This is a genomic window from Streptomyces sp. NBC_00513, assembly GCF_041431415.1.
GTDB lineage: Bacteria > Actinomycetota > Actinomycetes > Streptomycetales > Streptomycetaceae > Streptomyces.
Genome location: NZ_CP107847.1, coordinates 88,779 through 110,501 on the forward strand (window position 1 = coordinate 88,779; position 21,723 = coordinate 110,501).

The window sequence follows — 21,723 nt, forward strand, 5'->3', positions numbered from 1 at the left end:
AGCTCATCCCGCCGCCCGGTGGGGGCCTGTCCCAAAGAGGGGCGCGTCCTGGGCCGTCACGTCCAGGCGGAGGCGGCGAAACCGTAGGGGATGCCGATGGATGCCGCCGTGGTCGACGGCGGTGTCGGCGCTGATCTCCGCCACCAAACGCGGGTCGACAAGAACGACGTCCAGGACTTCGCGGGACCCCCATGTCACCGAGAACCGTGCACCGGTCCACGGATGCCCGGGCGATGCGGCCATCAGGCGTTCGGCGACCCGCCGTGCCTGATCCGGGTGCAGGGGTGCGGTACGGCCGATGGCGCGCAGTCGACCGCTGTCGTCGTGGCGGCCGAGGATGAGGAGCTGGGGGCGGGCGAGGGTGCCGGTGACGCCACCGATGATCGCTTCGGTGGTGTCCCGACGGCGGACCTTTGTCCACCCGCGATGGTTGGGCAGGTAGCGCTGGCTCATGCTCTTGATCAGCAGGCCTTCGACGCCGGAGACGTCCGTCCAGGACTCCAGCCACTCGCGGGCTTTCGCGAGGTCGGTGGTCATCGGGCACAGCGTCCACGGCGCACTCAGGCCACGGGCCGCGAACAGCACCTCCAGGCGTCGGCGACGCTCCCGATACGGCAGGTGCAACAGCTCGGCGCCGTCGGCCTGGAGAAGGTCGAAGACGACGAAGTACGCGGGCGTACGGGCCGCCAGGGCGGGAGCGCCGCGGGCGCGAGCGGCGGCCCGGCGCTGAAGCGCCTCGAACGACAACCGGCCTTCATCGGGATCCCAGACGAGGAGCTCACCGTCCAGGACCAGACCGTGGGGGAGCTGCTCGATGGCGGCCGCGACGAGGTCGGGGAACCCGCCCTGAATGAGCGAGCCCCGCCTCGTCTGCAGCAGCACCTGCCCGCCGGGGGCGGGCGAGGTGAACAGCAGACCGCGGTGGCCGTCGAACTTCTGCTCATACGCCACATCGCGCAGCAGGCCCGAGGTCGGAATTGCTTCTGCGGCTTGCGCCAGCATCGGCTCCACCGGCGGCCGCAACGTCATTGCGTGGCCTCCGTTCGCGAGCTGGCTGTCCGGGTCATGCGCGGGACAGGGCCTTCACCAGGTCCTCGCGGGTCATGTTCGAGCGGCCGGGGAGGTTGGCGGTGGCGGCCTTCTTGTAGAGGTCGGCTTTCGACAGGCCGTTCAAGTCCTCCTTTGATGCGGCGCGGATCCGCTTCTTCGCCGCCGGCTTCTTCGCGGCCGCGGTCTTGCCGGATGCGGTGGCCTTCCCGCCGGTGGCCTTGGAGCTGCCGGCGCGTTCGACGCTGGCGCGCAGGGCTTCCATGAGGTCGACGACGCCGGTGGGCTCCGCGGGCTCTTCGGCCTTCTCGACGGTGTCGCCGGCCTTCTTCGCGTCGATGAGGGCGGCGACCTTCTCCTGGAAGGTGTCGTGGAACTCGTCGGGGTCCCAGGTCATGCTCAGGGTCTCGATGAGCTGCTCAGCCATCCGCAGCTCCTTGTCCGAGGCCTTGGTCTTGCCGGGGAGGTTGTCGATCTCCTTCTTCGGGTCCCGGATCTCGTCCGCCCAGTGCAGGGTGTGCAGGGTCAGGAGCCCGTTCTCGGCCTTGAGCGCGACCAGGTACTCGTGCTGGCGCATGACAAAGGTGGCGACGCCCGCCTTGCCCGCCTTGGCCAGGGCCTGCTCCAGCAAGCTGTAGACCTTCCCGTACTCCGTACCGCGCGGCCCGAGGTAGTAGGTCTTGTCGAAGAAGATCGGGTCCACCTCGTCCAGGTCCACGAACCCGGTGATCTCCAGCGACCGGGAACGCCCCGGGGCGATCTCGTCGAGCTCGTTCGGCTCGACCAGGACGTACTCGCCACCGGCGTCGTAGCCCTTCACGATGTCGTCCAGCTCGACTTCCTTGCCGGTGCGCTCGTTTACGCGCCGGTTGCGGATCCGATCCGAGGTGCCACGTTGTAGCTGATGGAAGTGGATCGTGTGGCTGTCGGTGGCCGTATACAAGCCCACCGGCAGGCTGACCAGCCCGAACGACAGATTCCCGGCCCACACCGGACGCGCCACGACGCCACCTCCTCCAACAGCCCCCTCCTCCAGCTCACGGCCCCTACCCACTCCACGCCACCCGACCTCGACGCCAGCCGCACGCCTGTCTGCCGAACGGGTCACGAACCGGAGCGCCGACTTCCCTCACTGAATCGAACAGGTTTACGATTCAAGGGTGACCGACGAAAGCACCTTCCCCGACGACCTCCTCCAGCTCCAGGAGCGCCTCCACCGCGCCCACACCGAACACCGCGCCTACCTCGCCGACCTGCCCTGGAGCGTGGAACCCCAGACCGGCTGGACCCGCGGGGAAAGGTTCTCCCACCGCGGCGACGTCCCCGACAGCCCCGGCTGGAGCGACGAGCAGAAGGAGACGGTCGACCGGATGTGGGCCGAGATCCGGGAACTGTCGATGGCCGTCGCCGACCACCCCCACTGGGCGTCCGTCCCACGCGACGTCCTGGTGGATGCCCGCATGCGACTCAAGAAGCAGACCCGCCCCGCCGAACCCCGCATCGAAGTAGCCGAGGCGGCGTAAACGCCATGCAGGAACCCCTCCTGCCCCTGCCACCGGCCCTGGACCAGCTCCTGGTCATACGCCGCTGGCTGGAGCTCACCCTCGCCCGCGTCGACGAAAGAATCACCGCGGTTCGCGCCGCAGACGAACAGCGCACCCACCGCCTGCCCCCGCCGGAGCCGCCCCGGTGGTGGATCGAGTACGGCATCGGCGCCGGACGACGGCCGGACCGCGTCCACACCGGCGCCTGCAAAGTCACCAGCCGCGGCCGCGCAGCCACCCGCGACATGATCCTTGAGGTACTGCGCACCGTACCGTCGGTGATCGCGTGCCCGCTGTGCCGACCCGACAGCGAACTGGGACTGCTCGAGAGCTAGGCCAGGAGTGTGAATAGGCACCGTGAGTCGTAGCCGAACTGCTGCAGCGGTGCGCGCAGCGAGGCCGAGGCCTTCGGCGCGAGCCGAGATTGCGCCGGTGCGGGGCCCACATCCATGGCGGACTCGATGCATGGGCCTGGGCGGTACCTGATTTCCGAAGGCCGGTCTCAAGTCGCTCGGCCAAGCTCTGGAAGCCGAGCGGCCGTTCCCGTCCCTGGCGGACCGCGCCGATCGAAGCCGTCACCTCTAGCGCCCGCCGCGCCCGCTACCGGCCCCCCAGGGTCGACCAGGAAATCCCGCATCCCTGACCCAGGCCCTTCCCGCTCGGCGCGATTTGGTCGCGTACGCCTGGAAGGTCGGCTCTGCGCGCTAGGGGCGGGTGAATACGAGGTTCGCGTGCCGCTGGAGTCCGTCGCCCTCGAACTGGCTGCTCGCCAACGCCCACCCGATGGCAGTCACCTCCTGGATAGCCTTGGCCAGGTCGACGTCGTGCTTGGTGGGGCGTGGGTAGAACTTCCGAATGAAGACGGTGTCCCCGCGGTTCCACGCGTCGCCAGCGGCAACCTCTATCGGGGGAATGGCGAGCTTTTTGAGCAACTTCTTCAACATGCGCTGAGCGTAGTGAGAGTGTGGCGTGAGACGGAAGCACTCATGGCCAACAGCCTCCCCAGCCCGGCACACGGCGTACGCAGCATCGACTGCCCTTCCAGGCGGAGCGCACCGGAAGAAATCGCCGCTGTCCACTCTGAGGTGACAGCTCACGCCGTGAGGGGGGCCGCCGTAGAGAGGGGGACGGAACGGAGGCCATGCAGGGGTCGGGCCGCGATATCGTGGAGTCTTCTTATCTACAGTTTGTGATCTGGCAGGAGTATCGCGTGCCCGAGGACCCCATCGCCCAAAGCGAGCTCGCTGCCCTGACCCGGCGCTTCGAAGAGGTCTCCGCTCAGGACTCCCGCGAGTTCGGGATCATCAAGTCCGACCTCACCGCGGTTCGCCTGCAGGTCGGGAACCTGGACCAGAAGGTCGAGAACCTCACCGGTCGTCTGGACGGCCTGGAGCGGAAGATCGACGGCTTCATCGACGAGCAGCGCACGGTGAACTCGACCTTGGTCGAGCTGCTGTCCACGCTGGTGGGCAAGAGCACCGACACCCAGTGACCTGCCGGCCCTGCTGCTGAACCGGTGGCGGGGTGGAGTCGGGGCCCGGACCGCCTTGCGGTCCGGGCCCCGCTCCGTGTGTGCTCGGGCCACAGAGCTTGCGCTCGGTGTCGTCGTGGGGAGGCGTCGTCGGGACTCCGAAGCCGGAAGGAGCCGCTCGGGTGCTTCCTTTCGCGGCGATTTCCTATTCGCAGGCGATGCCGTCCATGTCGGCATCCAGGTGCCGTCCGTAGCCGTCTTCACCACGGCGCAGAGGTGCCGCACCGGCGGCTTGGGCTGCGTCGCAGTTCTCGTATTTGTGCTCCAGGTCGTAGCGGGCGCCCATGCTGAGGCCGACCTGGACGGTGTAGCTGATCTTCAGGACCTCGGGCTTCGTTCGCAGCTTGACGGTGTACTCGAAGGTGTCGGCTCCGTCGAAGCCCGGCTGCGGTGTGTACACGGCCAGGCTGTTGTCCGCCTGCAGCTCCAGCCGTCCGTGCCGGGGCTGCTCTGTGACCGTGATCTCTACGTCGGCGGATGTCAGGCCCTTGTCGTCGTCGAGGTCGTCGATGCGAATGGTGCGGGTGTCCTCGGCGCTGACGTGCTCGAGGAGGCGAAGCGTCCTCGTGTCGTGCATGTCGATCGAGAGCGTCGCGTTCTTGGTCTCCTCGCCCTGGGGCAGTTTCCAAAGGGGTGCTGGAAGGGGTGAGTGGGAAGGGCCCGGCGCGGCTGCGGCGTGATCGCGGTCAGGGCCGTCGAGCCAGTCGGAAAGGCCGGAAAAGACCCACCATGCGCCCCAGGCGGCGAGCCCGAGCAGCAGGCCGATGGTCAGACATCCGGCCCACCTCCCCCGGTCGTCGGCTCGTCGACGCTTTGCTTCCTGCTCGCGCAGCCTTGCCTGTTGTTCCTCACGTTCCCGCAAGGCGGTTTGGCGACGTCCCTTGATCGTTTCCTCGAACCTTTGGCGATGGCTCAGCTGGAGGTCGGGATCGTTCACGCGCCGTGCAGGTTGTGCGTGCGGCGGGCGGCGACGAGGGCGTGCCAGCGGGCGCGGGTCGGGCCTTCGCCGTCGATCCATCGGGCAGTGGAGACCGCGGGGAGAGGCAGGCCCGCCATGAAGTGGGCGAGGTCGCAGTAGTAGGCGTAGTCGCTGCCCTGGACGAGCTCGCGCAGTCGCCCGATGACGGCGCTCACCTCGCCCTGTTCGGCTTGCACGGCGTGGTGGAAGGCGAGAGCGAGTTCCAGGAGTGCCGATGCCGCGACGATGCCGTTCGTGTGGATCTCTGCGCGCAGCAGGCGTCCGCGATCGTCGATCTGGGCTGTGGTGCTGCCGGCGTCGCGTACGAGGGCGGCGATCTTCGCGGTGAAGGTGGTGGTGCGCAGGCCGAGGCCGGCGAGGAGATGTTCGGTGAGTTCGAGTTCGTCGGTTGCCCGGGTGGGATCGGTGAAGGCGATGACGAGGGCGTGCTGGGCCTGGGACGTGGCTCGTTCGCCGGCGATGCCGTGTTCCTCTGCTTCGGTACGGGCGGCCGTGTAGGCGGCGGCCGCGCGTTCCATGTCTCCTTGGACCCACAGGACGTCGCCTCGGACCCGGTGGTGGCGGCCGGCCCAGCCGAGGGTGTCCGCGATGGCGAGGGCGGTGGGGAAGTCGCCGGCGAGGCGGGAGAGGTGGGCGAGGCCTCGGCGGGCGGGCGGCGCGAGTCGGCCGCCCGCGTCGGCGACCTGCCGCATGCCGTCCTGGGAGGCCTGGGTGTGTCCGAGGTCGCGGTGGGCCTTGGCGCGGTAGTAGACGGCCACATCACGTAGTTCCGCGGGTAGGCGTCCGCTGTCGATGACGGCGGTGAGGCGCTCGATGGTGCGGGTGCGGTGTTCGTGCTGGCGTCGGAAGAGGGCGCTGAGGGTTTCGACCAGGGCGTCCGCGGCGGTGTCCAGCTCGATGCGCCCGCTGGGGCCGCTGGGCCCGCTGGGCGGGGCGAGGGGCTCCCACACGGAATCGCCGATGTACGCCCAGGAGGCGTCGGCGAGCCAGCCGAGGTCGAGTCGGAAGTCCCTGGCCAGGGCGAGGCCTTGGCGTAGGCAGCCGACCAGGAGGATCCGGTCGCGGCTGGTGTGTGCCTGCCATTGGGTCCCGAGCGCGGCCAGCGCCCGGTGGGCGGCCTGCTGCCAGTCGCGGGGGGACCAGCGGTCGTCGGCGTGGTCGTCGGCGCCGCGGATGGTGGAGCGGATCAGGCCGTGGAGGTGGTACGGCCAGATCCCGAAGGGGTTCTCGCGGACGAAGGGCCGCTCGATCAGCCGCAGTGCGGGCGCTTCGTGCTGGAACCCGGCGGCCGCGGTGGCCAGGTTCAGGTCGAAGGAGTCGAACAGGGCGACCGAGCGCAGCACGTGGCGTTCGTCCGGGGTGAGGTCGGAGAGGGTGCGGGCGATCAGGGCGGGGAAGTCGTGGTCGAAGTCCGCCGGGTGCGGGGTGTGGTTGGTGCGGCGGAGTTCGAGGAAGCGCATGACGGCCAGGTCGAGGTAGAGCGGCAGGCCGTGGGAGCGGGCGGTGATGACCTGGCGGATGTCGGCGCCGATGAGGGGCCGGCCGTCGCGGGTGAGGCGGCGGGCGAGGTGGTCGTCGCAGTCCTCGGGGGAGAAGTCGCCGACGAGGACCTGCCGTCCGTAGCCGGCCGGGCGGGTGGCGCGGGCTGCCGGGACGCTTCCGGCGGGGGAGGCCAGGCCCGGCCAGGCGATCGGGCCGGTGTAGTCCAGCTGGCCTTGGAGGCCGGGATCCGCCCATTGCAGGCGTGAGCGGCCGGTGACGATGAAGAACACGTTCGGCATGAGCCAGACCACTCGCTGGATCAGCCGCTCCAGGTCGCGGTGGGTGCGGTCTCCGACGTCCTCGAAGGTGTCGAGCAGGACGACCGGCGCCACCTTCTTCTCCGCGGGCAGTTGCGCGAGCTCCCATGCGAGGAGGTGCGGGTAGAAGGACAGGGCGTCCAGGTCCGGCTCGGCCTCCAGCAGGTCCTCCAGCCGGGCGCAGCCGGCCAGTGCCCGGACCGTCTGGCGGCGTTCGCGCAACGCCTTGACCAGGGAGCCGGTGAGGGCACCGACGGCGGAGCCGACGGTGCCGGGCAGCAGCAGCGCCTGGGCGACGTCGGAGAGCGCGGACTGCATCTGCTGCGGCATCGCCTTGCCGAACCGCGCGGCCAGACCACCGCGGCTCAGATACTCCTCCAGGCTCTCGCCGGGATGCTGCTGCTCCCAGTAGCGGCGCAGCGCGATGTCGAAGGCGGCCAGCGGGTGGCTCAGTTCGGCGAGCGCGGCCCGGATCGTGAGCACCAGGTCCTCGAACGAGGCGCCGGCCGAGCGGGAGAGGTCGATGCGTACGGGCAGGATGCGCTCCCCGGACCAGGCGGGCTCGCCCCACTGCGCCGGCCGCTGGTCGGCGCCCGCGAGCGCGGCCTCCAGCTTCCTCGACAGGGTCGTCTTGCCGATCCCGCCGACTCCGTGGAACACGATGACGTTGTTCCGGGGCCGCTCCAGGTCCTCGACGTCGAAGCCTGGGCCCGAGACATGCCGCAGGTGCTCGGCCAGCGCGGACGCGACCAGCTCCCACTGTGCCTGACGGTTCGTGAACGCCTCCGCCGTCGTTAGTGTGCGGTCGTTCGTGCTGAACAACGCCCGCAGATCCCTGCCTGCCACGTTAACCCCCGAAGTCGTTGATCAATCGTGTCCAAGTTACGCCGCCCCCAGGGTTCTTGGAGCAGCTCATCCGCGATCTGTCCGGTCTCGGCAGAGCGGGAAGCGAGGCGCGGAGTTCCTCTCCGGCGAACTGCGGGAGCTGGAAGGATCCGGGGATGAGAATCAAGCCAGGCTTCACCCTCGACACTGTGGAGCAGACCCTTGATGAAGCGGTCATGGAGTGGGAGAACCTCCAAAGCAGCCATGCTCCATGGGACCAGTACCTGCGCGACGTTGAGTGGACCGATCGCGTTCTGAGCCAGTTCTTCGCCGAACCCGATCTGGCCGGGGGCCTCTACGACGGGCACTTCGAGCACATAATCCGCGGTCCCCAGCACCATGCGACCTCGCGTCTCCTTGCGCGGGAGGTTGAGCGGCAGATCGAGCGACTCCAACAGGCTCGGCAAGAGCTGGCGGTGTTGAGGGCCTACGCCGATCGGCCAGGCACGCCGGTCGTCTACGACACCAATGTGTTGGTTCACTGGCGGCCGCCGAACGAGATCAGATGGACCGAGGTACTGCGCGATCAGGACGTGCGTACAACGCAGGTCCGGCTGGTGGTGCCTTTCGTCGTCATCGATGAGTTGGACCGGCACAAGAACGGGTCCGGTCAGCTGGGTGAGCGGGCGGGGAGGGCCATCCGATACCTGGAGGGGGCTCTGGTCGGCAGTCCGGGCGTCCCGGTGTCGATCAGGGACGGAGTCACGTTGGAGGTTCGACTCGATCGGGTGGGCCATCGTCGCGGAGACGCAGACATGGAAATTCTGCTGTGCGCAGCAGAGCTCAACCGGCTCAAGCCGGAGGCGGACACCCGGGTGCTCAGCGACGACTTCGGTATGCACCTGCGGGCCCAGGGACTGGATCTGCAGGCCATGCGGCTTCCCGCCACGTACCGCAAGGAGGCTCCGGCAGCCGGCGACTGAGCGCGGCCCCGGGGACGAAGTGGAGGAGAATGATCCCTTTACCATCAAGATCATTCCGGAAAGGGTGGTCCCATGTCGGACCCGAATACCGCCCCCTTCGAGCCCCTGGACGGCGACGAGGACCAGCTCGCGCGCGACGCCGTGCGGGAGGTCATCGCCTTCTACAACGCCCGCATCGCCGCCGAGCGCCGGGCACCTGTCCCCGACGACGCACACATCGAGCAGCTGAAGGCCGCCCGGCAGGCCGCAGTCGACGACCAGACGCGCCTGGACACCGCAAGCCCCGGCGATGCCGCCCGTATCGCAACCGACTACGCGGCCCGCCTCAAGGGACTCACCGACCAGTCGTAGCGCCCCGCAGGCACGGCCAGCGGCCACACCTGCGGCCGGGGGCGACCGATCCGCGGCGGCTGCATCCGGGCCGGCATCAACGGCCGTGCCAGCCCCGCAATCGCGTCCAGCTCCCGCCGGTGCCGCGGCAGCGCCTCGCGCAGCGCCCGGTGCAGCGCCAGGAACGCGGTCGCCTCCGCCTCGGTGTAGGGGCGGGCCCGCTCCGCGGCGAGCGCCCGGGCCGGCTGGGTGCTGCCGCGCTCGGAGCGCAGCAGTGCCTGGCCGTCACGGCGGACCAGGGTCACGGCCGAGATCGCCGGATGCCCGGCAGCGAGGTGGGCGATGTCGGTGAGTGCGTGGAAGCACTGGTCGTGCCCGGCGCGGGAAGTGAAGCGCCCGTTGATGCCGAGCTTCTGGGCGCGGGCGTAGCGCAGGGCGGTGGCAAGGCGACTGTCGGCTTCCCGGACGGCCAGCATCACGAGTTCGACCGGATACCCGGAGCGGTGGAAGGGCTCCGCGCTGGCGAGGAACTCGGGGATGCTGCCGGGGGCGCCTTCGACCAGGGCGTCCCCGCGATGCCGGCGTACGTACTCCTCGGCGTCGGCGAACCAGGCCCGGTAGTCGGCGCGGACCGCGGCGCCGGCGTTGCGCGGGTCCTCTTGCAACAGGCGCAGGTAGTCCGGGTGGGACACCTTGAAGTCGTCGCCCACCAGGTGGGTCGTGCCCGGGCGCATGGCCCGGCGGACCATCCTGGCCGTCGTTGACTTGCCGGCGCCCGGCTGGCCCAGCACATATACCGCGCGCGGCTCCTCGCGCGGCACGATGCCGCTCAGGTACGACGGTGCGATCAGCTCATCGAAGATCCAGCGGTGTTCCTCGGACGACAGTCGGTGGTAGTCCACGCCGGGCGCGCCCTTGCGCGGCTGGGCAATACGGCGAACCGGTTCAGCGAGCGCGGCCGCCCGCTCGGCATCCCGCTGGACGGCCAGACGCCGGTCCTCGCAGTGCAGTTCGCGGTGCAGCCGCTGATCGGTCCGTGCGAGATCGCGGCGGAAGACGGCGGTCTCCTGGGCGCTCCAGGGCCGGGAACGCTCGCACGCCACCGCCCGGTCCGCCGCCGGCCGCCGCCGCCAGACCTCGCCGGTGAGCTCGTTGTCGTAGAGGACGGTGCCGTCGCGCCGCACCACGGTGATGCGGTCGGCCAGCTGCTCGGCCTCGATCACCGCCAGCGTCACGAGCATCTGCCGGGCGCAGGTGTCGTGGTTCTCCCACGACACGTACCGGCCGCCGCCGGTCACCGCCTGGGAAAGGAAACGGTCCACGAGGCCGAGCTGGCTCCAGGCTTCCGCTGTCGCCACCCCGACCACCTCGATTCGGTACCCGGCCTGCCGGTACGCAGTCGCCGACGTTCGGAACTCCGCAGGATCAGCGAGGGCGGACTCGACAACCGCGTCGAACCCTTGCGCTCGGACATGGTCCTCGAGCTCGGCCTGCCAGCGGCGCGTACCCGGGCGCACCCTCACGCCGGCGGTGCGGACATCGTCGGCCAGATGTTCGGCGTAGTGGGGGTGGACCGGCTTGTAGAGGTCGCTGCAGATCCGTACCGCGCCGCCCCGCCGGTCCAGTGCGACCTGAACGAGGTCGGCGATCCGCGTCTTCCCCGCGCCAGGCTGCCCGGCGACGACAACCACAACGGGCCTGGGCTGGGGCGCGGCGCCCGCCGTGAACGTCGGAACGATCACCTGTTCCAGCACCCGTCGGCTCTCCGGCTCGGGAATCGCACCCAGAACGCCGCTTTCCCGCACCAGTCCTCCTGAGCCTCAGTCGTTTCAGATTAAGGTCAACATAGCAGAGGCACGCCATTCGTACGGGGAATGTACGTGAGACGTACGGACTTAGTGCGTTCCGTGGGGTAGGGTGATGGTCAGGAGGTGTTTCATGTCCGAGTTGTTCGACGCGGTCGACGCCTTGATCGCGTCCCGCGCCACACTCCCGCCACCGGCGGAACGAAAGCGGCTGCGTGCCGCGCACGGCCTGACGATCGACGAGGTGGCCACCGCACTGAAGGTGCGACGCGCCACGGTGTCCGGCTGGGAATCCGGCAAGACCGAACCCCGCCCGCCGGAACGGGACGCGTACGCGCGACTGCTGAAACAGCTCGCCGAGCTCTACCCCGCGCCCGAGGAGCCGGCCGCCCCGGTGCCCGCCACCTTCACCGGCTCGCCCGCCCCGATCGAAGCGCCGGCTCTGTCCGCAGGCCCGGCACCCGAGGCTGCGGCCACGACTGCAACCGAGAACACCCAGACCCCTGCTCCCGTCGCCGCCGCTGCTCCGGCGGCCGCGCCCAGCGCAGCGAGCACCACCGGGACGTCGTCGACGTCGCGCCGCCCCGGCGTGAAGAAGGCCGCCCCGGCGAATACTCCGGCGGGCGGCACCGACCCGCGGTTCGAGAACGGGCCGCTGGCGGTCGTCGACGTCGAGGAGGGGAAGGTGTTGGCGTACTGCGTCGGCGGCCTGGTCCTGGACGTGCCCGCCAAGAGCCTGCCAGCCCTGGTGGACTGGACCCTCAAGGAGGCCAAGCTCGGCCAGCCGAAGCTGTCCGGGCCGGGAAGGCCGGCCGACCCGCTGATCGTGCTCACCGCAGACGCGTGCGAGCGCTACGGCCTCCCGGTGACCCTCACCGAGGAGGAGCGGATCGCCGGACGGATCCCGGAGGGCCACAAGGTCATCAAGCAGCTGACCCGCGCCGACTGGCAGCTCACCAAGCGCGGGTTCGGTCCGTGGGCGAGGATCTACCGCCCCGCCAAGGGCTCCGACCGCCAGTGCGTCCAACTGTGCATCCCGTCGTGGAACGCGCTGGACGCACGGTTCTGGGGCACTGCCGCCCAGCTGCCGCCGGCGGAACTCGCCCGCGTCCTGGGCGTGTACGCGGCCCGGGTGATGACGCCGCGCGGCTCCACCGCCGTGACCGGCCTGGAGCTGATGACCGCGCTGCATCCGCCGACCTACGCCGTACGCGATGAGGAGACCGGCGTCCTGCGGCAGGCCGACGGCAAGACCCCCGGCTCGCTCGGCAAGGACCCGGTGGACTGCGCGCCGTGCGAAGCCCCCGACGGGCACCCGCTACTCAAGGACCTCCCGCGCTTCCACGTCCGGGGACCTGCGGAGAAGCTGTTCGAAGAGGCGTACGACTGGGCGCGGCCGCTCACCGACGCCGAGTGCCTGCGCAGCAACCTTGTGGGCCTGGACGTCAACATGGCGTTCGCCGCCGGAGCCAACGGATTGACCGTCGGCCTGGGCGCACCGACGCACGTCAAGAACCCGGTGTTCGACCCGAAGCTGCCCGGCTCGTGGCTGGTCGACCTGTCCCATGTCGACCTGTCGCGGGTGAAGGTCGGCAAGGAGTGGGTGGAGTTGGACGGTGCGCTGCTGCCCTCCCCGTTCACGCCGAAGGGCGACCGGCCGACGGGGCCGGCCTGGTACGCGACGCCGACCGTCGCCTACGCCCAGGAACTCGGGTACGACGTGATGCCGACCGAGGCGTGGGTCCGGTACGAGAACGGCCGCTACCTGGACGGCTGGTACAGCCGGCTGCGCGACGCCTACCTCACCACGATGGCCGACCTCGGCGTCGACGCCGACCTGCCGCCGGCGGACTTCCTCACGGCCATGGACGGCTACAAGAGCCGCGACCCGCAGATGGCCATCGTCGTCGCGGCGGTCAAGGCGACCGTGAAGGGCGGACTGGGGAAGCTGCGCGAGCGGCCCCGCGGCGAGGGCTGGACGTCCGGCGAACGGTGGCGGGCCCTGGAGCGACCGACATGGCGGCCCGACATCCGTGCGGCGGTCATCTCCCGCACCCGGATCAACCTCCACCGCAAGATCGTCAAGCACGCGTCGTTCACCGGGCAGTACCCGGTCGCGATCCTCTCCGACTGCGTCGTCTACGCCGTCGACGGCCAGAGCCCGCTGGACTTCCTGCCCTACCGCGAAGGCAAGCCGCTCCCGGGCGGCTTCAAACTCGGCGTCAACCCGGGCCTGGTCAAGCACGAAGGCACGCAGACCACGCTGTGGGGCGAAGGCGCCCGGGAGCAGTACCAGGCCCCTGAGCTCAACCTCGCCCGGTACATCAAGGACGGCACCTTCACCGACCAGGACAACGGGGAGTAGGGAGCGCGATGAACAAGGAGTTCGGGGACGGCCTCAACCAGGCCGTGGCGAAGGCGTTCACCCGCCCCGCGCCAAAGTCGGCCGGCACGCAGATGCGGTACCTGGTCAAGCAATACAAGGGCACCAAGCAGGTCGCCCAGATGCTACGGGTCTCCCAGCGCACCGTCGAGCGGTACGTGAAGGACCAGATCAAAAAGCCCCGCCCGGACCTCGCCGCACGCCTGGAACGCGAGGTGAAGGCCCGGTGGCAGCCGCAGATCCGGGCCAAGGCCAAGGAGAAGGCGGCGACCACCGGCGGCATCGTCATCGACGTCCACGCCCGCCTCGGCTACGCCGGAGCGTCGATCGAATCCACGGACGAGGAACGCGAACGACACATTACGGTTGCCCTGCCGCCCCAGTACGCGGCCCGCCTCTTCACCGCCCAGGAACAGGGCGCCACCGAAGACCGGCTACGCGAACTCACCGCCGAAGCACTCAAAGAGGTCTACTTCCAGGACAGCGGCCGCCGCGCCGGCTCCCTCCAGGAAGTCCAGATCAACGACGTGCTGAACCTGGGGTTCCAGCTGTAGAGGCCGTGCCCGAACAACTCGCGAGCCCCGGACCAACGCTGTCCGGGGCTCGCTCGCGTATCCGTGGAGGGCATCGCCGCCTGCTGGACGTCGGGCACGTCGATCGGCCACGTCGACGTCCAGCTGCACGGCCGCTCAGGCTCTCGCAGCCTACTGACAGGGCGGAAGGTTGCTGCGGTCCGTCTCTGGATCAGGTGCTGACGCGGCGGCCCAGTCTTCGGGGTGGGAGACCGGCAGCAGGCGGATCTGCTGCGGATGGGTGCTGTCGTACGGCGTGACGGCATCGAACTTCATGCGGCTGTGGTCCTGGATGAGCAGCATCTCGATCACCTGGACCGCGGTCTGCAGGTCATCGGCTGTCGTCCCGGGCTCGATGGCCGTCGGCGAGGAGACCTTTCCGTCGTCATCGCGGTCCACGTAGAAGCCACGCTGCTTGGCGAGGTTGGCTTCGCTCGCCGCGGTCGTGGCTTCCGCCTGCCGCTGCTCATGGGCCTCATCCCACGAGACGGCCTCCGAGCTCGACGCCCGCACACGGCTGTAGTCCCCCCAGAACTCCGCGAGCTCGTCGCCAAAGACGACAGCCTGGAGGTACTTCTGCGTGTGGCTGCGACCGTGGGTGGCCAGCGCATCCACCCTGCGCGGAGTCTCATCACCCTGGCTCCAGGCGTTGTGGAAGACGTCATAGATCCAGAGCGCCTTCCCGAGCTCCTCCTGCGCCAGGACCGTGAGAGATCGCGCCCGCCCGTACGAGCCAGCGGCCAGCAAAGTGTGTGCGTCGGCGATCAAGGCGGAAGCGTTGTCCACCAGTGCCTTCCAGAATTCGCGTGCCTGCTCGGGGCTCATCTCGACCATGGCATCAGTGTGCCCCGCGACCCGGCCCAGGTCCGGCTCTCGGCCTGGGCCCGCGGCCGTCATGGGGCATGGCGCTGTGGCCGTGTGGTCTCAGGGTGCTGCCGTGCGATGCCCGTCACGTCGCGCCTGACGGGCCGCACGCAACGCGGCGCGCTCCTCCGGCTGGACGTAGAGAAGGAACACGGCCTCCTTGATCAGGGAGGCGACGTCGGCGACCTCGTCGGGGGAGAAGTTGAGCCCCTCGTGCAGACTCCAGTTGCCCAGCAGCCGGGCCTCGTCCAGGTCCCGGACCACCTCGGCGGGAACCCCCCGGTTCACGAGGTCCGCGATCTTGGCGATCAGGTTCCTCCCAGCGGCGCCACGGTCGGCGCAGAGTTCCTCGACCGCGGCCCGGTACATGGCGCCGGCCGCACGCAGGGCCCCGGCCTGCTCGCACCGGGCGCCCTCAGCGAACAGGCCGCGCACGTTCTCGGGCGCCTCAGGGGCCAACTGGCCCGGTTCGCCCGCCGGATACACGCACAGCGTGAAGCGCACCTTGCTGGCCTTGGCCTCGAGCGCTTCGCCCACCTTCTCCAGGTCTTCGGGAAGGTCCGGACCGAAGTGCTGGTGCAGGACACACGTCTTCCGGCAGCGAGGGCACGTCAAGACGTGCTCGACCACACGGAACATGTCCAACTTCTGACGTGGCTCTGCGGGGCTGCGAAGGTCAGGACCGCTGCTGCGCCCGAGGGACAGCTCCACCAGCTCGGGCCAGACTTGGCGCCTGGATGCATGCATGAAGGCGACATTGAGCTTGCAGTTGGGGCACTCCCCGGCCGGCTGATAGGTGTCCAGGGCGTCGATCGTCACTCGATTGCGTGCACTCATTGCCCAGGCATACACCGTCGCGGCTACGGGGGGCAGCGACTTTTACGAGGTAGGGCCGCCCCCACGCGGGAACGGCAGCGCCGCCCCCGCATCGATCACTGATTGTCGGCAAGCGATGACCAAGTGTCAGCGGTGGATGCTTTCATTGGTCAGTTGTGCAGGGAGGCACAACCTGACTGATGAGGGGGGCCGTGTGCCGTCTGTCGTGGAGCACGAGCGCAACGGATTCAAGGTTCGCGCGCACTGGCGGAATCCAGCGGGGTCAAGCAGGCAGGTGATGCTCCTGGGGTTATTCGTGTTCGCCGCGTTCGTGTTAGGCAGCAAGCCCATGGGCGGAGCTCCGGGGGAGCAGAAGCCCGTGCCGGAGTCGACGGTCTATCCGATCAAGTGGCCCGGGTGGGATCAGCCGGTGGTTCGGCCTCAGCCGACCGTCTCCTACCCGATCGCCTTTCCCAGTGCCGAGAGCGGCCGGTGAGCCGGCGCCGCCCCGTCCGCAAGACCGGCCGGAGCTGTCGGCCCCGGCGGCGCAAGGACTCGGGGCTGGAGCAGCTGGCGCTGATCGGACTGCTCGCCGTGGCGGCCCTGAGCCTGGTGATGGGGGTCCTGCGCTGGCTGGCCGCCCATCCCTGGATCGTGGCCCTCACGCTGCTGGCAGGGGCCGCCGCGGCGGCGGCCTGGTGGTGGCGCCGCAGTGAGGCGGCACGGTGGGAGCAGATCAAGGCGCAGGGTCTGCGGTACGCGGTCGACCAGCTGGACCGTCTGCACCACCGGCAGTTCGAGTTCGCGGTACGCGACCTCATGCACCGCGACGGCTGCAAGGACGCGCAGCAGGTCGGCGGCCGCGGCGACAACGGAGCCGACGTGAAGGCGACCGACCCCTATGGGCGCCGGTGGGTGATCCAGTGCAAACACAAGAGGGACGGCTGGGCCGGGAAGCCGGTCGGCACTCCCGACCTGCACGTCCTCAACGGGACCGGCCGCCAAGTCCACGGCGGTGATGTGCTGGTCATGCTGACCAACGGCCGCATCACCAGCAACGCGGTGGACTTCGCGAAAGACCAGCGCCTGCACCTGGTCGACCGCCACCTCCTCGCCGAATGGGCCGCCGGCTCCCGCCCCCTGTGGGAACTGCTGCGCCAGATCCCCCCGCCCCGTAAACCGTCCGCACTGTCCTGATCAAACTGCCATCGGGCCAGGGCGTCTGTTCGGGGTCATGGGAGTGGGGAACGGGAGGATGGGAGCGGGCAGAGGAAGGGCCCCCCGGGTACGTGTGACGTTGATCGATAGCTGGCCAGTGGGTGCGGAAATCCAGCTGGTCACGGCGATCGGTTGATCGGTAGTTGGTCAGGCTGTTGCACGCTATCTGGCCAGTCCCGGACTCGTCGGCTCGTGGGTCGTGGCTACCACGTCAACGCGTCGCGTGAGGAGGTTCTCGAATAGCTGTTAGCGGTCACTCCCCGCCCGTCCACCATCCGCAACGGAGCTGGCTGCCGCGTCTTCACAAAGCGCGGCGAAGGCCGCCGGCGGAACCAAGTGCGTTAAGAAGGAAGCCCGTTGAGCAAGATCGACCCGATAGCCAGGGCGCAGCAGATGCGGGAGCGGGGTACGGACCCACAGATCCCGTACCCCGGGGCGGACAAGCCGTGGCCCGGAATCTGCCGCAAGGTCGGACACATCACCCTGTCCTCGTTCACGAGCGTGGTGATCAGGGGGCAGGGTCCGTGTTTCATCTGCGGGCAGATAGCGAGCTCACGGGCGGCGGCGGAGAAGCGCCGCGTGAAGCCGGCGACCGCAGTCGCGAACATCCGCAAGGCCGACGTCGAGCCGTTGGAGCCGTTCCCCGGAACGCAGGCGAGGTGGCGGTGCCGCTGCAACCGGTGTGACCGGGAGATCAAGGTCTGGTACAGCAGCGTCGTCTACAAGGGCAACGGGGCGTGTGATCACTGCTCGGGCACCGGGTCCATCGACCCGCAAGAAGCGCGCGCCGAGATGCTGGCGCTCGGCCTCGAACCGTTAGTCGCCTACCCGGGCGTGAACCAGCCGTGGCGCAGCCGCTGCCTCACGTGCCGGTTGATCGTTGACCCGTCGCTCACCAACGCCCGGAAGACCAAGCACAAGTGCCGGTACTGCGCCCAACGAGCCACCGACCCCGAGACGGCACGGAAGATCATGGAGAACGCCGGGCTGGAACCGCTCGATCCCTTCCCCGGGGGCGTGAAGGCACGATGGCGGGCCAGGCACATCGCCTGTGGCCAGGAAGTTACACCCACCCTGGACAAGGTGATCCAGAAGCGCCGCGCCCCTTGCGTCCACTGCGCCCAGTACGGCTTCAAGCCCGACAACCCCGGATATCTGTACCTCCTAGTCCATGCCGACCTGGCCGCCGTGAAGATCGGGATCTGCAACGAAGGCACCGACCGGGTGCGCTCCCACAAGAGCAACGGATGGACCCTGATACAGCAGGAATTGTTTCCCGGGCACCTCGCCGCGAAGGCGGAAGACCTAGTGCTGGAGCACTGGGCGAAGCTTGATCTGCCGTACGGGGCGACCAAGGACGACATGCCGCAAGGCGGGTGGACTGAGACCGTGGCCTTGGTGGACCGCAGCATCGGCGAGCTGTTGAACGACTACCAGCGGGCCGTCGAAACCTGCCGCTGAGCACGTCCCTCCTCCGGTCGGCCGGGCACCTGCCAGTGGTGCAGGCCGGCTGGCAACTGACGGCAAAGAGTTCGACCCCGATGCGTTACCGGCCAACTGGAAATCAACGTGGCCAAGTACGGATCAAGGTCTCAGTACGGCCGGCCACTGCCCGGCCGGCCGCGCGGGCGTCCTCCGTCCACAGGGGCACCGTGGCGTCCTTGGTGACATGAACGATCACGAGCAGCAGCAGCCGGCCCCGCGCCGCGGCAAGGTCCTGGAGGCCCTCGCGCGGGCCGAGCGGAAGTGTAGGTTCCCGAACGCCGTGTCCTCACACATCGCTCTGATCTGGGCTTTCATTTCCTGATCCCGCAGTCGTGTCACATCCTCTGTCCCGATGGGCTGTCCATTTCCCCGGCCCCAGAAAGAGGACGAAGTGGATAAGGCCTGGCGCGGCACCGTCGGTTGACGGGCTGACGTCCTCAGCTGCGGCGAGCGGGCAGCGTCAGGACTTCTCGCGGGGGGTGCGCGGGAGCGTCGGCGGATGACGTCCGGTCGACGGCGGGAGGCGGCGGCCGGAAGGAAGAACAGTCCGGTCATGCCGAGCGCGGGCTCGGCGGCGCTCAGCATGCCCACCGAGTACGAGAGGCGTGAACAGAGGCCTGCTCCGTAGGAGTTCGCCGACGGGCCGATCGTCCCGAGTTTTGCGTTGCCGTTACGACCGAGGGTGATCACGCGTACGGTTCGCTCGTGCGGTATGTGAACTCTGGATGGCTTCAAGCACTGACCTCGACACCCCTCAACGATCGGCAACGTAGCCTGCTGGAGCGTGTGCTGTTCGCTCTTGATGGCAATGGCCACCTCGGGCAGAACGTCGCGACCTTGCCCAGTGCCCTGGTCGCGATGATCCGCGCGCAGGCCGCGCTGGAGAGCTATGGGGCCTCTAACCAGCCACGTTACGAACTCCTCGGCCGTGTCGTCGACGAGGCGATCTCTTCTATAGGCCGGGCGGCACCTGCCTACCGCCTTGGTGGTCGCGCGGACCTCGCGTCAGCCATGGCGGAGCTGAGCGTTGTCGCGGGCGTGATCACGCAACAGAAGCACGCGCCTCCGCTCAACCTGACGAGGCAGACGGCGACCCAGCTAGACAGGCTACTCGGTCCGCTCACCGAGGCGGTCAAAGGCTGGGTGAAACCACTGTGGACCGGCGCGGTCGGCGACCGGTCACTCGCTGAGCAGGCCGCGTCGGAGATCGCAGTCGTCGTCGCCCTCGAGGGCCGGGACAGCACCGTGCTCTATGAGGACACGCTGAACCTCATCAGGCGAGGCGTGCCCAGTGCGGATGCTGTCCGCGGTGTGCTGTGGCCGCCCAAACGGTCCCACCTGGTCACCCTCGCCGTGCATGGGACCAGGGAGCTGCGAGGCTTGACGACCTTCGTGGCCGGCTGCCAGCAGCGGAAACTGTGGGCCGGCCAGACAGAAGATGACCTTCCGCGCAGGGATGCGATCCGCAAGCTCGTGCGCCTCGTCGGCCCCGTCGAAGGCTCCGCTGTACTGGTCAGCAGCCCGACGGAGGCCGCCGACGCCGACACGGCCGCGCGCATTGCGCGCCGGGAGCTCAGCGAGGCGCTTGACCACTATGCGGCCGGTGACCGGCTGATCGACCTGCATCTTGCTCCGGTGTGGGCAGCTGAGCTGCCAGCGGATCGCCCCACGCTCGGCACCGTGCGCACCCCGGGCCAGCGTGTGTCCTACCCGCTCACCGGCTACATGCCGGCTTCACTGCGTGCGGCAATGCGAGCGGCCAACCTTGCGCGCCGTGTGGATGCCCCCATGGCCAGCGCGGCCCTGTCATGGAGTGCACTGGAGTCGACCGGACTGAAGCCCACCGAGGTGAAGCTGCTCGCGGGTGCCTGCGCCCTGCAGACGCTGCGCCGACATCTCGCCTCGGCGCATGCTCTCCTGCTCGCCGGTGGCCGAGCTCACCTCGAACACCAGCGGCATCGGGTCGAGACGGAGAAGGGGCAACTTAGGAAGTACGAGAACGGAGCGCGCCGCTGCGAGCAGTCCGATAGCCCCAACGCCCAGAACGCGCTCATCACCCGCCTTGAACAGGGCGAAGCCTCCCGTACGCGGTTGGAATACGCGGAGAAGGAGCTTCAGGCCGTCGAGGCGACGGTCAGCGCTGACCTCGCTGCCCTGGGGACATACGTACAGACAGAAGGGATCAAGGAACGCCTGACGTCGTTCGACGCCTGGCTCGATGTTCTGCTGCCTACCCAGTCGGTCAGCTCACCGCCCCTTCAAGCAGCACAGGGCGCCGCCGTCAGCCTTGCCAAGCGCTGTGGGGGACTGGCCGCTGAGACGTTCGCTCTCTGGCGTTCTCGGCTGGCGGCCCCACAGGATCTAGCAACCTGGCTCGACCGCCAAGCTGGCACATATCGAGGCGTTCTTGAGTGGCTGTACGCCACCCGCAACTTGGTGATTCACGGAGGCCATTTCACTGCTCCGTCAGACGAGCTGACCGCGCACGCGGCACGCGGCATCGTCGACATGGCTTTGGAGTTCCTCAGCAACTGGCACACCGTCGAACGGGCTCGCGCGGTCAGCGAGACCCCCGCCAAAGACGTATACGGACATCTCGGAAACCGGCTCACCCAACTGGTCGACAAGCTTGCCCGCTCTAGCGCCACATGCCGTCCCCTCCGCGTCGACCATCTCACCGGACCCGATTCGACATGGTGGGTCGCGGGCAGCGCACCGTGACGCCGTGAGACGCCAGCAGGGCCGCAGAAACCTCCAATTTTCCTCAAGTCGGATATTTCGGATCGAAGTCTTCGGAAACATTGGGGCATGATTTCGACTGAGATTGCCGTAAGTGTCGGGCCCACGGCTGTCCTTCTAGCAGCGACCGTCGGCGCTTTGATCAATCGAGCTGCAACGGGGCGGGCCGCACGCCGAGCGGCTGCCGTCGCCTGGAGCGGATCGCATGTGAAAGACCAACACAAAGCGGTGACAGACTTCCTCAGCGACACTTTGGGCGCCGACATGAACGGGGCCACGCTGAACCTGAGATTCCTGGCCCCGACGCCAGAGATCCTGGATACAGCCCTGAAGATCCAGAGCTTTGACAAGGTGCTCGCTCATGATCCCGAGCCGGATCGAAAGGTCCCCGGAGCGCTTGAGTTCGCAATCGTGCACATGGTGGCTGAGGCGGAGAAGGAGCACGAGGAGGCCGGCAATCCACTGGGCACAGCCCACCGGGACTTTCGCGAACGGGTCGTGCGGTTGTACGTCGCTCAGGAGCAGGCCCTGGAACGTGGCGCGCCGGCCCCGGACGAGAGTGAACTTCTTGGCGAGTTGACGGCAGACGGGATGGAGGAGTCGTCTGCCAGAGCCCTGCTGTCGTACGGGGGCGCGCGGCGTGCGGTGGAAGCAGAACAACTGCGGGCGCAATCCGCACGCCAGTCGGCGCAGGTCGAACGCGAGCAACTCCACGCGCACCTGGCAGCGCTGATGGCGGGATGGGTAGCCACTCCGCCTGGCTAGGAGGTGCACCGGCACAAGAAGAGAGGCAGTGCCGGCCA

19 protein-coding genes are annotated in these 21,723 nt (G+C 68.8%); 11 read left to right on the forward strand and 8 right to left on the reverse strand.

Annotation, left to right across the window (positions count from 1 at the left end; translation table 11 throughout):
* Positions 1-3 precede the first annotated feature (3 nt).
* Positions 4-1,029: an ATP-dependent DNA ligase gene (locus tag OHA84_RS38520; RefSeq protein WP_266977007.1), complete on the reverse strand. Its 1,026-nt coding sequence runs from the start codon at positions 1,027-1,029 to the stop codon at positions 4-6.
* 34 nt (positions 1,030-1,063) lie between these two features.
* Positions 1,064-2,050 carry a Ku protein gene (locus OHA84_RS38525; RefSeq protein ID WP_266977009.1) on the reverse strand — a complete coding sequence of 329 codons (987 nt, stop codon included), beginning with the start codon at positions 2,048-2,050 and terminating at the stop codon, positions 1,064-1,066.
* A 157-nt stretch (positions 2,051-2,207) separates the two neighbouring features.
* On the opposite strand from OHA84_RS38525, the gene OHA84_RS38530 reads away from it, so the two are divergent.
* Both OHA84_RS38530 and OHA84_RS38535 read left to right on the forward strand, forming a co-directional pair.
* Positions 2,208-2,570, forward strand: a complete 363-nt coding sequence (locus OHA84_RS38530; protein ID WP_266977011.1) for a hypothetical protein — start codon at positions 2,208-2,210, stop codon at positions 2,568-2,570.
* A 5-nt stretch (positions 2,571-2,575) separates the two neighbouring features.
* The gene (locus OHA84_RS38535) at positions 2,576-2,926 is read left to right on the forward strand and encodes a DUF6233 domain-containing protein (protein WP_266977013.1); all 351 of its coding nucleotides are present in this window, start codon (positions 2,576-2,578) and stop codon (positions 2,924-2,926) included.
* 369 nt (positions 2,927-3,295) lie between these two features.
* On the opposite strand, the gene OHA84_RS38540 is transcribed toward OHA84_RS38535, so the two are convergent.
* The gene (locus tag OHA84_RS38540) at positions 3,296-3,535 is read right to left on the reverse strand and encodes a hypothetical protein (protein WP_266977015.1); all 240 of its coding nucleotides are present in this window, start codon (positions 3,533-3,535) and stop codon (positions 3,296-3,298) included.
* A 266-nt stretch (positions 3,536-3,801) separates the two neighbouring features.
* Between OHA84_RS38540 and OHA84_RS38545 the strand changes: the two genes are divergently transcribed.
* The gene (locus tag OHA84_RS38545) at positions 3,802-4,083 is read left to right on the forward strand and encodes a hypothetical protein (RefSeq protein ID WP_266977017.1); all 282 of its coding nucleotides are present in this window, start codon (positions 3,802-3,804) and stop codon (positions 4,081-4,083) included.
* A 184-nt stretch (positions 4,084-4,267) separates the two neighbouring features.
* Here the strand turns inward: OHA84_RS38545 and OHA84_RS38550 are convergent, their stop codons facing one another.
* Both OHA84_RS38550 and OHA84_RS38555 read right to left on the reverse strand, forming a co-directional pair.
* A complete protein-coding gene (locus OHA84_RS38550; RefSeq protein WP_266977019.1) occupies positions 4,268-5,059 on the reverse strand; it encodes an excalibur calcium-binding domain-containing protein in 792 nt (263 codons plus the stop codon).
* Entirely contained in the window at positions 5,056-7,746 is a 2,691-nt protein-coding gene (locus tag OHA84_RS38555; protein WP_266977021.1) for an ATP/GTP-binding protein, read from the reverse strand. Before OHA84_RS38555 ends, OHA84_RS38550 begins: the two co-directional genes overlap by 4 nt.
* Positions 7,747-7,901: 155 nt before the next feature.
* On the opposite strand from OHA84_RS38555, the gene OHA84_RS38560 reads away from it, so the two are divergent.
* Positions 7,902-8,708 carry a PIN domain-containing protein gene (locus tag OHA84_RS38560; RefSeq protein ID WP_266977023.1) on the forward strand — a complete coding sequence of 269 codons (807 nt, stop codon included), beginning with the start codon at positions 7,902-7,904 and terminating at the stop codon, positions 8,706-8,708.
* Between the two features lie 72 nt (positions 8,709-8,780).
* Positions 8,781-9,059, forward strand: coding sequence for a hypothetical protein (locus OHA84_RS38565; protein WP_266977025.1), 279 nt, complete (start codon positions 8,781-8,783; stop codon positions 9,057-9,059).
* On the opposite strand, the gene OHA84_RS38570 is transcribed toward OHA84_RS38565, so the two are convergent.
* Positions 9,020-10,843 carry a zeta toxin family protein gene (locus OHA84_RS38570; RefSeq protein WP_266977027.1) on the reverse strand — a complete coding sequence of 608 codons (1,824 nt, stop codon included), beginning with the start codon at positions 10,841-10,843 and terminating at the stop codon, positions 9,020-9,022. The two genes, OHA84_RS38565 and OHA84_RS38570, sit on opposite strands and share 40 nt — an antisense overlap.
* A 133-nt stretch (positions 10,844-10,976) precedes the next feature.
* Between OHA84_RS38570 and OHA84_RS38575 the strand changes: the two genes are divergently transcribed.
* Complete coding sequence (locus OHA84_RS38575; RefSeq protein WP_266977029.1) at positions 10,977-13,208, forward strand: helix-turn-helix domain-containing protein; 2,232 nt, start codon at positions 10,977-10,979, stop codon at positions 13,206-13,208.
* An 8-nt stretch (positions 13,209-13,216) separates the two neighbouring features.
* Positions 13,217-13,780, forward strand: a complete 564-nt coding sequence (locus OHA84_RS38580; RefSeq protein ID WP_266977031.1) for an XRE family transcriptional regulator — start codon at positions 13,217-13,219, stop codon at positions 13,778-13,780.
* A 150-nt stretch (positions 13,781-13,930) separates the two neighbouring features.
* On the opposite strand, the gene OHA84_RS38585 is transcribed toward OHA84_RS38580, so the two are convergent.
* The gene (locus OHA84_RS38585) at positions 13,931-14,632 is read right to left on the reverse strand and encodes an AbiV family abortive infection protein (protein ID WP_266977033.1); all 702 of its coding nucleotides are present in this window, start codon (positions 14,630-14,632) and stop codon (positions 13,931-13,933) included.
* A gap of 90 nt (positions 14,633-14,722) precedes the next feature.
* The gene (locus OHA84_RS38590) at positions 14,723-15,499 is read right to left on the reverse strand and encodes a DUF4145 domain-containing protein (RefSeq protein ID WP_266977035.1); all 777 of its coding nucleotides are present in this window, start codon (positions 15,497-15,499) and stop codon (positions 14,723-14,725) included.
* Between the two features lie 471 nt (positions 15,500-15,970).
* Between OHA84_RS38590 and OHA84_RS38595 the strand changes: the two genes are divergently transcribed.
* The 4 genes from OHA84_RS38595 to OHA84_RS38610 all read left to right on the forward strand — a co-directional run bounded on the left by OHA84_RS38595 (position 15,971) and on the right by OHA84_RS38610 (position 21,685).
* Positions 15,971-16,675, forward strand: coding sequence for a restriction endonuclease (locus tag OHA84_RS38595; protein WP_266977037.1), 705 nt, complete (start codon positions 15,971-15,973; stop codon positions 16,673-16,675).
* A gap of 378 nt (positions 16,676-17,053) precedes the next feature.
* Positions 17,054-18,157 carry a hypothetical protein gene (locus OHA84_RS38600; protein WP_266977039.1) on the forward strand — a complete coding sequence of 368 codons (1,104 nt, stop codon included), beginning with the start codon at positions 17,054-17,056 and terminating at the stop codon, positions 18,155-18,157.
* A 729-nt stretch (positions 18,158-18,886) separates the two neighbouring features.
* Positions 18,887-20,902, forward strand: a complete 2,016-nt coding sequence (locus tag OHA84_RS38605; protein WP_266977041.1) for a hypothetical protein — start codon at positions 18,887-18,889, stop codon at positions 20,900-20,902.
* 246 nt (positions 20,903-21,148) lie between these two features.
* On the forward strand, positions 21,149-21,685 hold the full coding sequence (locus tag OHA84_RS38610) for a hypothetical protein (RefSeq protein WP_266977043.1): 537 nt from the start codon (positions 21,149-21,151) through the stop codon (positions 21,683-21,685).
* Positions 21,686-21,723: the final 38 nt, after the last annotated feature.

Coding starts and splice junctions, on each gene's coding strand:
- OHA84_RS38580 (WP_266977031.1), top strand. CDS start 13,217: ATGAACAAGGAGTTCGGGGACGGCCTCAACCAGGCCGTGGCGAAGGCG.
- OHA84_RS38565 (WP_266977025.1), top strand. CDS start 8,781: ATGTCGGACCCGAATACCGCCCCCTTCGAGCCCCTGGACGGCGACGAG.
- OHA84_RS38560 (WP_266977023.1), top strand. CDS start 7,902: ATGAGAATCAAGCCAGGCTTCACCCTCGACACTGTGGAGCAGACCCTT.
- OHA84_RS38520 (WP_266977007.1), bottom strand. CDS start 1,029: ATGACGTTGCGGCCGCCGGTGGAGCCGATGCTGGCGCAAGCCGCAGAA.
- OHA84_RS38535 (WP_266977013.1), top strand. CDS start 2,576: ATGCAGGAACCCCTCCTGCCCCTGCCACCGGCCCTGGACCAGCTCCTG.
- OHA84_RS38590 (WP_266977035.1), bottom strand. CDS start 15,499: ATGAGTGCACGCAATCGAGTGACGATCGACGCCCTGGACACCTATCAG.
- OHA84_RS38585 (WP_266977033.1), bottom strand. CDS start 14,632: ATGGTCGAGATGAGCCCCGAGCAGGCACGCGAATTCTGGAAGGCACTG.
- OHA84_RS38540 (WP_266977015.1), bottom strand. CDS start 3,535: ATGTTGAAGAAGTTGCTCAAAAAGCTCGCCATTCCCCCGATAGAGGTT.
- OHA84_RS38575 (WP_266977029.1), top strand. CDS start 10,977: ATGTCCGAGTTGTTCGACGCGGTCGACGCCTTGATCGCGTCCCGCGCC.